This is a genomic window from Streptomyces sp. NPDC030222, from assembly GCF_055573115.1.
Genome location: NZ_JBVICA010000006.1, coordinates 46231 through 59227 on the forward strand (window position 1 = coordinate 46231; position 12997 = coordinate 59227).

11 protein-coding genes and 1 riboswitch are annotated in these 12997 nt (G+C 74.0%); of the genes, 9 read left to right on the top strand and 2 right to left on the bottom strand.

The features are described from left to right. Window positions 1-171: 171 nt before the first annotated feature. Window positions 172-1299, bottom strand: a complete 1128-nt coding sequence (locus ACZ4Z5_RS10835; RefSeq protein ID WP_468259765.1) for an alpha/beta hydrolase — start codon at window positions 1297-1299, stop codon at window positions 172-174. 559 nt (window positions 1300-1858) lie between these two features. Between ACZ4Z5_RS10835 and ACZ4Z5_RS10840 the strand changes: the two genes are divergently transcribed. From ACZ4Z5_RS10840 to ACZ4Z5_RS10870, 7 genes are all read left to right on the top strand, one after another. Then, window positions 1859-3097, top strand: a complete 1239-nt coding sequence (locus ACZ4Z5_RS10840; RefSeq protein WP_468259768.1) for an inorganic phosphate transporter — start codon at window positions 1859-1861, stop codon at window positions 3095-3097. Window positions 3098-3109: 12 nt separating this feature from the next. Further along, window positions 3110-3328 (top strand): hypothetical protein, encoded by a 219-nt coding sequence (locus ACZ4Z5_RS10845; RefSeq protein WP_468259770.1) that lies wholly within the window; start codon window positions 3110-3112, stop codon window positions 3326-3328. A 146-nt stretch (window positions 3329-3474) separates the two neighbouring features. Further along, a riboswitch (cobalamin riboswitch) is annotated at window positions 3475-3605 on the top strand. Between the two features lie 127 nt (window positions 3606-3732). Next, window positions 3733-4689, top strand: a complete 957-nt coding sequence (locus ACZ4Z5_RS10850; protein ID WP_468259772.1) for a cobalamin biosynthesis protein — start codon at window positions 3733-3735, stop codon at window positions 4687-4689. A 154-nt stretch (window positions 4690-4843) separates the two neighbouring features. Then, on the top strand, window positions 4844-6355 hold the full coding sequence (locus ACZ4Z5_RS10855) for a cobyric acid synthase (protein ID WP_468259775.1): 1512 nt from the start codon (window positions 4844-4846) through the stop codon (window positions 6353-6355). Window positions 6356-6527: 172 nt separating this feature from the next. After that, window positions 6528-8618 (top strand): putative cobaltochelatase, encoded by a 2091-nt coding sequence (locus ACZ4Z5_RS10860; protein WP_468259778.1) that lies wholly within the window; start codon window positions 6528-6530, stop codon window positions 8616-8618. Continuing rightward, window positions 8618-9217 (top strand): cob(I)yrinic acid a,c-diamide adenosyltransferase, encoded by a 600-nt coding sequence (gene cobO, locus ACZ4Z5_RS10865; protein WP_468259780.1) that lies wholly within the window; start codon window positions 8618-8620, stop codon window positions 9215-9217. Before ACZ4Z5_RS10860 ends, cobO begins: the two co-directional genes overlap by 1 nt. Then, a complete protein-coding gene (locus ACZ4Z5_RS10870; RefSeq protein WP_468259782.1) occupies window positions 9211-10626 on the top strand; it encodes a cobyrinate a,c-diamide synthase in 1416 nt (471 codons plus the stop codon). The genes cobO and ACZ4Z5_RS10870 overlap by 7 nt, the downstream gene beginning before the upstream one ends. A 46-nt stretch (window positions 10627-10672) precedes the next feature. Here the strand turns inward: ACZ4Z5_RS10870 and ACZ4Z5_RS10875 are convergent, their stop codons facing one another. Continuing rightward, window positions 10673-11368, bottom strand: a complete 696-nt coding sequence (locus ACZ4Z5_RS10875) for a ZIP family metal transporter (protein WP_468259784.1) — start codon at window positions 11366-11368, stop codon at window positions 10673-10675. 38 nt (window positions 11369-11406) lie between these two features. Here ACZ4Z5_RS10875 and ACZ4Z5_RS10880 point away from each other — a divergent pair, with 38 nt between their 5' ends. Together ACZ4Z5_RS10880 and cobC are read left to right on the top strand one after the other, a co-directional pair. Then, entirely contained in the window at window positions 11407-11796 is a 390-nt protein-coding gene (locus ACZ4Z5_RS10880; RefSeq protein ID WP_468259787.1) for a cobalamin biosynthesis protein, read from the top strand. 78 nt (window positions 11797-11874) lie between these two features. Next, a complete protein-coding gene (cobC, locus tag ACZ4Z5_RS10885; RefSeq protein WP_468260487.1) occupies window positions 11875-12987 on the top strand; it encodes an Rv2231c family pyridoxal phosphate-dependent protein CobC in 1113 nt (370 codons plus the stop codon). The last annotated feature ends 10 nt before the right edge of the window (window positions 12988-12997 follow it).

Genomic DNA, 12997 nt, shown 5'->3' on the forward strand with positions numbered 1-12997 from the left:
GTCGGACAGCCCGGGTCGTCTGGTGCCGTGGATGGCAAGGCGGAGGAGGGGGGTCCCGCCGGAGGCAGGGGGAGAGAGGGAGGGTCCATGCGGAGCGTCGGCGACCGGCGAAAACTCCGGAAGCCGCGGTGCCAGGCGGCCGGGCCCGGCCGGGTCCGCCGGAAACCCCGTCTAGGCCAGTGGGACCAGGAAGCGGCGGAGGGCTTCCTCGTAGCGGGCGGGGTCGGCGTTCCACATGGCGGCGTGCGGGGCCTCGGTGAAGGTCTGGAGGGTCACCAGGTCGGGCCGCCGGGAGGCGAGTTCACGCGACCGCTCCCAGCGGGCCAGGACGTCGCCGGGGCCGTGGAAGAGGAGGGTGGGGACCCGCAGCGCTTCGGGGGCGGCCGCCGCGGCGAGCCGTTCACCGCGCATCCCGGTCCTGTCCTGCGCGGCCCGCACCGCGAGCGGCAGCAGGGCGGCGGGCGTGTGGTGGGCCGAGGCGAGCGCGCGCAGCGTCGCCTCCCAGTCCAGCACCGGCGAGTCGAGGACGAGACCGCCGATGCGGTCGCGGACGCCGGAGTCGGCGGCGGCGTGCAGGGCCATGGTGGCCCCCGTGGACCAGCCGTGCACCACGACCCGCTCGGCGCCGCGGCGTACGGCGTAGCGGACCGCCGCGTCGAGGTCGCGCCACTCGGAGCCGCCGAGGTGGCCGAGTCCGTCCGGGGAGTGCGGGGCGCCCGGGTCCCCCCGGTAGGCGAGCAGCAGCACCGGGAACCGTCTGCGGTGCAGGAACGGCAGGACGTTGAGGGCGTGCTCCCGGGTGGCGCCGAGGCCGTGGACGGCGACGACCCAGGTGGTGCGCGGCCCGTGGACGTACCAGGCGGGCAGGGCGCCCAGCTCCCCGGGGATCTCGACGTTCTCGTAGTCGATGCCCAGCGCGCTGCCGGGGGTCCCGTGGTGGACCTGCGGGGAGAGGCGCAGCCGGTCGCCGGAGCGGAGTGTGCCGCGGGTGACCCGGTCGAGTCGGCGGACGACCGTGTCGGCGGAGTGCTGCTCGTCCTCGATGACGTCGCCGACGACGGCGTGGGTATGCGGTCCGACCAGGCCGTAGGTGCCGGGGCGCAGCGAGGCGAGGCTGCGGGTGAGGATGATCCGGCCCGGGGCCGTGCCGTGCACGGTGAGCCGGGGCTCCCCGGGGAGTGCACGGCCGTCGGAGTGCTTCAGCGCGGCGTCGCTGGCGTACCGGCCGGCCACGATGACGGCCGCGCCGATGCCGAGCAGGGTGGTGACGGCCGCTGCCGTCGCTGTAGCCGGGCGCACCCCTTCAGTGTCGGTGCGCAGGGTGCCCCCTGCCAGTGGACGTCGCCCGGGCGGTGCCGGGATAGCGGGCGGGACGTCGTACCCGCGTCGGGCGTCGGCGGCGTGCGTCCGCTGCGGCGGGTTCCGGGGCACCGGAGACCTCCGATGCGGAACCGAGACCTCCGATGCGGCGTGACCTCCGTCACACCGTACCCCCGCCCGGGCCGCCCGACCGGAGCGCCGACCCCCGGTACGGGACCGCCTTCCGCCGCCGACGCGGCATGCCCGACCGCCCGGCCGCACCCCTCCGCCGGGGCGTCATTCGACGTCGTGGCAGCACAGAGCGGGTGGTAACCCTTCCGAGTGACAAAGGTCTCTTCGGGTGGGTCACTTGTTCGAGTGAAGACGTCGGGCAAAGCCGTGGAATCCGCTCCTCCGAGCCGATCCGGAGCGATACAGCCGCAATCCACCCCACGCACCGGCGACCTGCGACACCGCCGGGCCCGATCGCGTTCACCTTCCGTTCATCCAGGTTTCCTAGGTTCAACCAGCCACTGACACCAAACGATTGCCTGGGTAAATGGAACACATCACTTTGCTGCTCGCGATAGTGGTTGTGACAGCTCTAGTGTTCGATTTCACGAACGGTTTCCACGACACCGCCAACGCGATGGCGACCACCATCTCGACCGGTGCCCTCAAGCCCAAGACCGCGGTGGCCATGTCCGCCGTGCTCAACCTCATCGGCGCTTTCCTGTCCGTGGAGGTCGCCAAGACGATCTCCAGCGGACTGGTCAATGAGGAAGGCATACGCCCCGAGGTCATCTTCGCCGCCCTCGTCGGCGCGATCCTCTGGAACCTGCTGACCTGGCTGGTCGGACTGCCGTCCAGCTCCTCGCACGCCCTGATGGGCGGTCTGATCGGCGCAACCATCGCGTCCGTCGGCATCAGCGGTGTCAACGGCGGAGTCGTCGTGACCAAGGTGCTCATCCCGGCGATCGCCGCCCCCCTCGTCGCCGGCATCGGAGCGATGCTCGCGACCCGCATGACGTACATGATCGGCAAGAACGCCGACGAGAAGTCCACCGCGAAGGGCTACCGCACCGGCCAGATCGCCTCCGCCGGCCTGGTCTCGCTCGCCCACGGCACCAACGACGCCCAGAAGACGATGGGCATCATCACCCTCGCCCTGGTCACCGGCGGCGTCCTCGCCCCCGGCTCCAACCCCCCGATGTGGGTCATCGTCTCGGCCGGCACGGCCATCGCCCTCGGCACGTACCTCGGCGGCTGGCGCATCATCCGCACCATGGGCAAGGGCCTCACCGACCTCCAGCCGCAGCAGGGCTTCGCCGCCCAGAGCAGCGCCGCCAGCGTCATCCTGGCCTCCTCCAACCTCGGCTTCTCCCTGTCGACCACCCACTCGTGCTCCGGCGCGGTCATGGGTGCCGGCCTCGGCCGCAAGGGCGGTGTGGTCCGCTGGTCCACCGCGACCCGCATGTTCGTCGCCTGGGGTCTGACGCTCCCGGCCGCCGGACTGGTCGCCGCCGCGTCCGAGTTCGTGGCCCGGCAGGGCAGCTGGGGCGTCGGCACCGTCGTGGCCCTGCTCATCGGGTCCTGCGTGGCGATCTGGGTCGTTTCCCGCCGCCAGGTCGTCGACCACAGCAACGTCAACGAGGTCGACGAGACGGCCGAGCCCGCGGGCGTGGTGACCACCGCGATCGCGGCCGTCACCCCGCCTCCCGTCGGCGACCTCAAGGCCACCATCCCGGCCCCGGCCACGTCCGCCGCCCCCGAGCCCCCGCAGCCCGCAGCGGTGTAAGGAACGAGAAGCATGAAGATCGACTGGGCAGCTCTCGGCTCCGTCTTCGGAGTCAGCCTGATGGTCACCGTCGTCCTGGTGAGCCTGTTCACCCTGGGCATCGTCGGTATGTCGAAGCCCGCGGAGGGTTCCGGTTCCGGCTCCATGGCCCTGAAGCGGACCGGTGCGTACCTCTCGTTCGCGCTGTGCGCGGCGGCCGTGAGCTTCGGCATCTACCTGATCGTGTCGTAGGACACACAGGCTCTGTATCGCGCCCCGCGAGCGGCATTCCGCTCGTGGGGCGCTGCCGTGCCCGGCACTCCCCCGCAGGTCAAAGGGCAAGTTGACTGCTGTTCGCGGGGCGTGGTGGACTGCCCGGGCCATGTACGGCGGCAGAAGAGGAAGCCGGTGAGAATCCGGCGCGGTCCCGCCACTGTCACCGGGGAGCGCTCCCCCACACCGGACGTCACGGTTCGCGCACGCGGACTGGAAGGCCGGGGGAATCGCGGATCCGGGAGCCAGGAGACTCTCGCCGCCGGTCACGTCGATCCAGGGCGCGGACCCTGAGTGAGGACACACCGCCATGCGCGCCATGCCGCCGCCGAGCACCGCACCGCGACCGGGACCCCTCCGAGGTGTGTCGGCGGGCTGACCGAATGCATGCCGATCACCTCTTCGCATACGGCGCCGCCGCCGGAATGGCGGGAGACCTGCTGCTCGGTGACCCGCGCCGCGGACACCCCGTCGCCGGTTTCGGACGGGCCGCCGCGGCCGTCGAACGGGCCCTGTGGCGCGACCACCGCGGCTGGGGCGCCCTCCACGCCGTGGTGTGCGCCGGGGGCGCGGTGGGTGCCGCCGCACTGGCCGCACACGCCGTCCGCCGCCGTCCCCTCGCCCGCGTCGCGCTGACCGCGGCCGCCACCTGGTCCGTCGTCGGCGGCACCACGCTCGGCCGGGAGGCCCGCACGATCGCCGGAGCGCTCGCCGCCGGGGACACCGAGGCCGCCCGGGAACGCCTCCCCCATCTGTGCGGACGCGACCCGCACGCCCTCGACGCGCCGGGCATCGCCCGCGCGGTCGTCGAGTCCGTCGCCGAGAACACCTCGGACGCCGTGGTGGGCGCACTGGTCTGGGGCGCCCTCGGAGGGGTGCCGGGCCTCGTCGGATTCCGGGCCATCAACACCCTCGACGCCATGGTGGGCCACAAGTCGCCCCGCCACCGCAGGTTCGGGTGGGCCTCCGCCCGTCTCGACGACATGGCCGGATGGCCCGGCGCCCGGCTCACCGCGGCCCTCGCCACGGTCGCGGGGGGCAATCCGCGCGGAGCCCTGCGGGCATGGCGCGCGGACGCCGCACGGCACCCCAGCCCCAACGCCGGTCCAGTCGAGGCCGCCTTCGCCGGCGCCCTGGGCGTCCGCCTCGGCGGCACGCTCGCGTACGGCGGTCGCGTCGAGCACCGTCCGGTGCTCAACGCGACCGGCCGCCCGGTCGCACTCGCCGACATCGACCGCGCGGTCCGGCTCTCCCGCCGGGTGACGGCCCTCACCCTGGCCACCTGCGTCACCGCCCGGCTCGCAGCCGGTGCCCTGCGCACCCGCCGGGGGCGGCGATGACGGAGACACGGACGGCGGCGGACGGGCGACGGCCTGCGGCCCGAACGGCCACGAAGCCCCGGACGCCCACGAGGAAGCCCCGCACGGCCACGGAGAAACCCCGTACGCCTTCGGAGAAGCCCCGTACCACCACGGAAAGGGAAAGGGAGACCGCATGAGCGGCGGTGGAGGACTCCTGGTCGCCGGCACGACGTCGGACGCCGGGAAGAGCGTGGTGTCGGCCGGTATCTGCCGCTGGCTGGTCCGCCAGGGAGTGAACGTCGCTCCGTTCAAGGCGCAGAACATGTCGCTGAACTCCTTCGTCACACGGGAGGGCGCCGAGATCGGGCGGGCGCAGGCCATGCAGGCGCAGGCCGCCCGGGTCGAACCGAGCGCGCTGATGAACCCCGTGCTGCTCAAGCCCGGCGGCGACCGCAGCAGCCAGGTGGTGCTGATGGGCAAGCCGGTGGGCGAGATGAGCGCCCGTGGCTACCACGGGGGCCGTCAGCAGGCCCTCCTCGGCACGGTGCTGGACTGCCTGGCCGAGCTGCGGGGCACGTATGACGCCGTGATCTGCGAGGGCGCGGGCAGTCCCGCCGAGATCAATCTGCGGCGCACGGACATCGTCAACATGGGCATCGCACGGGCGGCACGGCTGCCCGTGATCGTGGTCGGCGACATCGACCGCGGCGGGGTCTTCGCCTCCTTCTTCGGCACGACCGCGCTGCTGAGCCCCGAGGACCAGGAACTGGTCGCCGGCTACCTCGTCAACAAGTTCCGCGGGGACGTGTCCCTGCTGGAGCCGGGCCTCGACATGCTCCACGGGCTGACCGGCCGACGCACCTACGGCGTGCTGCCGTACCGGCACGGGCTCGGCATCGACGAGGAGGACGGGCTGCGGGTCTCCCTGCGCGGCACGGTCCGCGAGTCGGCGGTCGCGCCCCCGCACGGCGAGGACGTCCTGCGGGTCGCCGTCTGTGCGGTCCCGCTGATGTCCAACTTCACGGACGTCGACGCGCTCGCCGCCGAACCGGGCGTCGTGGTGCGCTTCGTGGACCGCCCGGAGGAACTGGCCGATGCCGATCTGGCCGTCGTCCCCGGCACCCGCGGCACGGTCAAGGCGCTCGCCTGGCTGCGCGAGCGCGGCCTCGCGGACGCGCTGGCGAGGCGGGCCGCCGAGGGCCGCCCGGTGCTGGGCATCTGCGGCGGCTTCCAGTCGCTCGGCACGCACATCCACGACGACGTCGAGTCCCGGGCCGGCGAGGTCGAGGGGATCGGCCTGCTGCCCGTACGGGTCCGGTTCGCGGCGGAGAAGACGCTCGCCCGCCCGGCCGGCCGGGCGCTCGGCGAGTCCGTCGAGGGCTACGAGATCCACCACGGGGTCGCCGAGGTGCTGGGCGGCGAGCCGTTCCTGGACGGCTGCCGGGTCGGCTCGGTCTGGGGCACCCACTGGCACGGCTCGCTGGAGAGCGACGGCTTCCGGCGCGCGTTCCTGCGCGAGGTGGCGCGGGCGGCCGGCCGCCGCTTCGTGCCCGCACCGGACACGAGCTTCGGCGTACTCCGCGAGGAACAGCTCGACCGCCTAGGCGACCTGATCGAGGAACACGCGGACACGGACGGGCTGATGAAGCTCATCGAGTCGGGGCCGCCCTCGGGGCTGCCGTTCGTACCGCCGGGGGCGCCGTGAGCGGGGACCGGGCCGTCCCCGCACGGGCGGGGAGCAGAGCAGGAGCTCGATCGAATGCTCGTGAAGGAGCGAGCCGCCCCCGCCGGTGCGGGAAGCAGGACATCAGCACGCAGCACAGCCGACTCCACTCCTCCGAACCCGGATGGAAACCACTCGAAGGAGTGATCGCCGTATGAGCACCCGGTATCCCTTCTCCGCCGTCGTCGGCATGGACGACCTGCGGCTCGCCCTGCTCCTCAACGCCGTCAGTCCGGCGGTGGGAGGCGTCCTCGTCCGTGGTGAGAAAGGGACCGCGAAGAGCACGGCGGTCCGCGCGCTGGCCGACCTGCTGCCGGAGGTGGCGGTGATCGCGGACTGCCGGTTCAGCTGTGATCCTGCCGCGCCCGATCCGCAGTGTCCCGACGGGCCGCATCCGGACTCCGGCAGCGCCGAGCGCCCCGCACGCATGGTCGAACTGCCGGTGGGCGCCTCGGAGGACCGGCTCGTCGGCGCGCTGGACATCGAGCGGGCGCTCGCCGACGGCGTCAAGGCCTTCGAACCCGGGCTCCTGGCGGCCGCGCACCGGGGGATCCTCTACGTCGACGAGGTCAATCTCCTGAGCGACCACTTGGTGGACCATCTGCTCGACGCCGCGGCCATGGGCGCGAGTCACGTCGAGCGCGAAGGGGTCTCCGTGCGGCACGCAGCGCGGTTCCTGCTCGTCGGGACGATGAACCCCGAAGAGGGCGAGCTGCGGCCGCAGTTGCTGGACCGGTTCGGCCTCACGGTCGAGGTCGCGGCTTCGCGGGACCCGGAGCAGCGCGTGGAGGTCGTGCGGCGTCGGCTCGCGTTCGACGACGACCCGGCCGGGTTCGCGGCACGCTGGGCGGACGAGGAGACGGCGCTGCGCGACCGGATCGCCGCCGCGCGGGCGCTGCTGCCGTCCGTGGAGCTCGGCGACGACGCCCTGCGCCAGATCGCCGCGACCTGCGCCGCGTTCGAGGTCGACGGCATGCGCGCCGACATCGTGATGGCGCGCACGGCGACCGCCCTGGCCGCCTGGGCCGGGCGCACGGACGTGACCGTGGAGGACGTACGGCAGGCCGCGCTGCTGGCGCTGCCGCACCGGAGGCGGCGGTCGCCCTTCGACGCGCCGGGTCTCGACGAGGACAAGCTCGACGAGACGCTGGAGCAGTTCCGCGGCGACGGCCAGCCGGACACCGATCCGGACCCGGACGGTCCGGGCGGCGGGAACGATCCGGACGGGGACGGCCCGGACGGAGGCGGCCCGGACGACGGTGGTCCGGACGGCGGTCCGGGCGGGGGCATCCCGCCGCAGACACAGGCCCAGGACGGCCCGCCCGAGGCGGCTCCGGAGGCTCCCGGTGGGCGTCCCGAGGAGCAGCCCGCCGGGGCCGGGAGCGGTGCCCCCGCGGGCGACCAGGCAGCCGTCGGGGCCGCGGAACCGTTCCGTACGAAGGTGCTCAGCGTGCCGGGTCTCGGCGAGGGCGCGGCGGGACGCCGGTCCCGGGCCCGTACGGAGCACGGCAGGACGACCGGTGCGCGCCGCCCGCAGGGGGCGCTGACCAAGCTGCACCTGGCCGCTACCGTGCAGGCCGCGGCACCGCACCAGCGGGCGCGCGGCCGTTCCGGCCCGGGTCTGGTGGTGCGCCGCGACGATCTGCGGCAGGCGACCCGGGAGGGCCGCGAGGGCAATCTGGTGCTGTTCGTCGTCGACGCGTCCGGTTCGATGGCGGCCCGGAAGCGGATGGGCGCGGTCAAGGGCGCGGTGCTGTCGCTGCTGCTGGACGCGTACCAGCGGCGGGACAAGGTGGGCCTGGTCACCTTCCGCGGACGGGGCGCGGAGGTGGCCCTGCCGCCGACCTCGTCGGTCGACGCGGCGGCGGCCCGGCTGGAGTCGCTGCCGACCGGCGGCCGGACTCCGCTGGCGGCGGGACTGCTGAAGGCCCACGACGTGCTGCGGGTGGAGCGGATGCGTGACCCGTCCCGCCGCCCGCTGCTGGTCGTGGTCACCGACGGGCGGGCCACCGGCGGTCCCGACCCGCTGGCGCTGGCCGGGCGGGCCGCGGGCCTGCACGCCGCCGAGGGAACGGCGTCCGTGGTCGTGGACTGCGAGTCGGGCCCGGTCCGGCTGGGGCTCGCCGGGCGCCTGGCCGCCGGGCTGGGCGGCACGGCGGTGACGCTGGACGAGCTGCGCGCGGACAGCATCGCCGGGCTGGTGAAGGACGTTCAGGGAACCCGAACCCACAGGAGGGCCGCGTAATGCCGCAGGGACAGCCGACCGTCGTACCGGACGACGGACTCACCACTCGTCAGCGCCGCAACCGGCCGCTGGTGATGGTCCACACCGGGCCCGGCAAGGGGAAGTCGACGGCCGCGTTCGGGATGGCGCTGCGCGCCTGGAACCAGGGCTGGTCCGTCGGGGTGTTCCAGTTCGTCAAGTCGGCGAAGTGGAAGGTCGGCGAGGAGCGCGCGTTGACGGTCCTCGGCGGGAGCGGCGAGGGCGGCAGCGTCGTCTGGCACAAGATGGGCGAGGGCTGGTCGTGGATCCAGCGCGACGCCGAACTGAGCAACGAGGAGAAGGCGCGGGAGGGCTGGGAGCAGGTGAAGCGCGACCTGGCCGCCGAGACCCACCGGCTGTACGTGCTGGACGAGTTCGCGTACCCGCTGCACTGGGGCTGGATCGACACCGACGAGGTCGTCGAGGTGCTGCGGAACCGGCCGGGCAACCAGCACGTGGTGATCACGGGCCGCAACGCGCCGGAGAAGCTGGTGGACTTCGCCGATCTGGTCACCGAGATGACGAAGGTGAAGCACCCCATGGACACGGGCCAGAAGGGCCAGAAGGGCATCGAGTGGTAGCCCGGATCGTCGTCGCCGCCCCGTCGTCCGGCAGCGGCAAGACCACCGTCGCGACGGGCCTGATGGCGGCGTTCGCGGCGGCGGGCCTCGCCGTGTCGCCGCACAAGGTCGGTCCCGACTACATCGACCCGGGCTACCACGCGCTGGCGACCGGGCGTCCGGGCCGTAACCTCGACGCGTACATGTGCGGACCCGACCTGATCGCCCCGCTGTTCGCCCACGGGTCGCGCGGGTGCGATCTCGCGGTCGTCGAGGGCGTGATGGGCCTGTACGACGGTGCGGCGGGCCGGGGCGAGCTGGCGTCCACCGCGCAGGTGGCGAAACTGCTGCGGGCACCGGTGGTGCTGGTGGTGGACGGGTCGTCGCAGTCGCGTTCCGTCGCGGCACTGGTGCACGGCTTCGCGTCGTGGGACCCGGAGGTGCGGATCGGCGGGGTGATCCTGAACAAGGTCGCCTCGGACCGGCACGAGGAGCTGCTCCGGGACGCGCTCGCGGAGTCGGGCGTGCCCGTGCTGGGCGTGCTGCGCCGTGACGCGGTCGTCGGCACGCCGTCCCGGCACCTCGGTCTGGTGCCGGTCGCGGAACGGCACACGGAGGCGGTGGATTCCGTACGGGCGCTGGCCGAGCGGGTACGGGCGGGCTGCGACCTGGACGCGGTCCTGGCCCTGGCCCGCAGCGCGGCCCCGCTTCCCGGCGCGGCGTGGGACCCCGGCGTCGCCGTCCGCCCGGACGCGGACGGGCCCGCACTGCTCCGGAGTGCTTCCGGGGATTCCGGGGATGAGGCCGCCGCTCCCGCGTACGGAGGTCCGCGGCCGGTGGTCGCGGTGGCCGGCGGCGCCGCGTTCACCTTCTCGTACGCCGAGCACTCCGAACTGCTGCGCGCGGCCGGTGCGGACGTCGTGACGTTCGATCCGCTGCGGGACGAGAAGCTCCCGGACGGCACGGCCGGTCTGGTGATCGGGGGCGGGTTCCCCGAGGTGTACGGGCCGGAGCTGTCCGCGAACGAGTCCCTCCGCGGGGCCGTCGCGGCTCTCGCAGCCACGGGCGCGCCGATCGCCGCCGAGTGCGCGGGGCTGCTGTACCTCGCGCGTTCCCTGGACGGCAGGCCCATGTGCGGGGTGCTGGAGGCCGACGCGCGGATGTCCGAGCGGCTGACGCTCGGCTACCGGGAGGCGGTGGCGGTGTCGGACGGCGTGCTGGCCGCCGTCGGCACGCGGCTGCGCGGACACGAGTTCCACCGCACGGTGCTGGAGCCCGGGGCGGGCCCGGCGCCCGCGTGGGGCATGCACCAGCCCAAGCGCCGGGTCGAGGGTTTCGTCCAGCGCGGCGTCCACGCGAGCTATCTGCACACGCACTGGGCGTCGTCCCCGGGGATCGCGCGCCGGTTCGTCAAGCGCTGCGGACGATGAGGGGGCGTCCCGGACGGTGAGGAACCCACGGACGGCGACGGCGCGTTCAGTGCGCCAGGCCCACCACCAGCCACACGAAGCCCACACCCGCGACGGTCAGGAGCAGCGCCGACCGGGCGGGCCGCTCGTGGTGCGCCTCGGGCAGCACGTCCGCTGCCGCGAGGTGCAGCAGCACACCGCCGAAGAACCCGAGGTAGTAGCCGAGAAGTTCGCCCGGAATGGTGAACAGCACGGTGGACGCCGCGCCCACGACGGGGGCGACGGCGTCCGCGACGAGCATCACCACCGCCGTGCCGCGGGCGTTCCCGTACAGCCGCGTCAGGGTGTACGTGTTGAAGCCGTCCGCGAAGTCGTGGGCGACGACCGCGATCGCGACCGCGGTGCCCATTCCGGCGCCGACCTGGAACGCGGCCCCGATGGCGATGCCGTCCATCAGGCTGTGCCCGACCATTGCGGATGCCGCGACGAGCCCCACTCCGGGCGTACGGCGTGCCGGGGACAGCCGTCCGGCCAGGTGGGCCGCGAGGAACCCGCCCACGAAGAGCAGCAGGACGACGGGGACGCCCAGCAGGGTGGCGTGGGCCGCCTCCAGGGCCTCCGGCAGGATGTCGAACCCGACGACGCCGAGCATCAGCCCTCCCGCGAGGGCCAGGACGAGGTGGCGGTGGTGGGTGACGCGCTGCGCCGCCCAGCCGCCGGTCAGCGTCATCAGGAACGCGCCGAGCGCGACGAACACAGGCATGGGCCTTTGCTAGCACGCGGACGGGGGCGGGACGGACGGTGAACGGCCGGGTCGTGGTGGTCGGAGTGGGCGGCTGTCGCGGGGTGACCGCCGACGAGGTGCTGGGCCTGGTGGCGGAGTCGCTGCGGGCGGCAGGGCTGGCCCCGGAACACGTGACGGAACTGGCGACCGTGGATGTGAAGGCGGACGAACCGGGCATCGTCGCCGCGGCCGGGCGGCTCGGCGTGCCTCTGGTGGCCTACGATGCCGACCTGCTCGCCGCGGTCGTGGTGCCCACTCCTTCGGAGCGGGCCCGGTCGCTGGTCGGCACGCCCTCGGTCGCCGAGGCCGCCGCACTGGCCGAGGGCGGTGAACTTCTGGTACCCAAACGGAAGTCCGGCCCTCCCGGCCGGCCGGCCACGGTCACCTGTGCCGTGGCACGCCGCTAGGGGGTGTCCGGCGGATCAGGGCCGGACAAGCCGGGCCGTCCGGTGCCGTGGACGGGGCGCGCGTACGGGCCCGGTCCGCTGCGCGTCCCTCGTACCCCCCACCCGGTTCGGAAGGCAAGGTCAGCCATGCAGGCTCGGAGCGACAGCCATGACTTGCGTCATCACGGCGACGCGGAGGTCAGGGGCGCCGATGCGGCGCTGACCGACCTCGCGGTGAACGTCCGCGCGGACACGCCGCCCGCGTGGCTGCGGGAGCGGATCGCCGCGTCCCTGGGCGCGCTGGCCGCCTACCCGGACGGTGCCGCGGCACGCGCGGCCGTCGCGCGGCGGCACGGGCTCCCGGTGGAGCGGGTGCTGCTGACCGCGGGGGCGGCGGAGGCGTTCGTGCTGATCGCGCGCGGACTCCGGATGCGCCGGCCGGTGGTGGTGCATCCGCAGTTCACGGAACCGGAGGCCGCGCTGCGGGACGCCGGACACGAGGTGGGCCGGGTGCTGCTGCGCGAGGAGGACGGCTTCCGGCTGGACCCGGCGGCCGTGCCGGACGACGCCGACCTGGTCGTGGTCGGCAACCCCACCAACCCGACGTCCGTACTGCATCCTTCGGGCGTGCTGGAGAAGCTGGCCCGGCCCGGCCGGACGCTGGTGGTGGACGAGGCGTTCATGGACGCGGTGCCGGGCGAGTGCGAGGCCCTGGCGGGTCGCACGGACCTACCGGGTCTGGTGGTGCTGCGCAGCCTGACCAAGACCTGGGGGCTCGCCGGGCTGCGGATCGGCTATGTGCTGGCCGATCCGGGCACGATCGCCGCGCTGGAGCTGGCACAGCCGCTGTGGCCGGTGTCGACGCCCGCACTGGCCGCGGCGGAGGCGTGCATGTCCGGGGAGGCGCCGGCGGAGGCGGAGCGCGCGGCCCGGCAGATCGCCCGGGACCGGGAGCATCTGCTGGCGGGGCTGGCGGAGTTCGACGAGGTGCGGGCGGTGGCTGAGGCGCAGGGCCCGTTCGTGCTGGTGCGGACGGCCAGGGCCGCTGAGGTCCGGAAGCGGCTGCGGGCGCTGGGGTTCGCGGTGCGGCGGGGTGACACGTTCCCGGGGCTGGGTCCGCAGTGGCTGCGGATCGCCGTGCGGGACCGTGCGACGACGAATCGTTTCCTCCAGGCCCTGGACCAGGCGTTGTCCGCCGTCGGCGGCGAGTGACTCGTCCCCT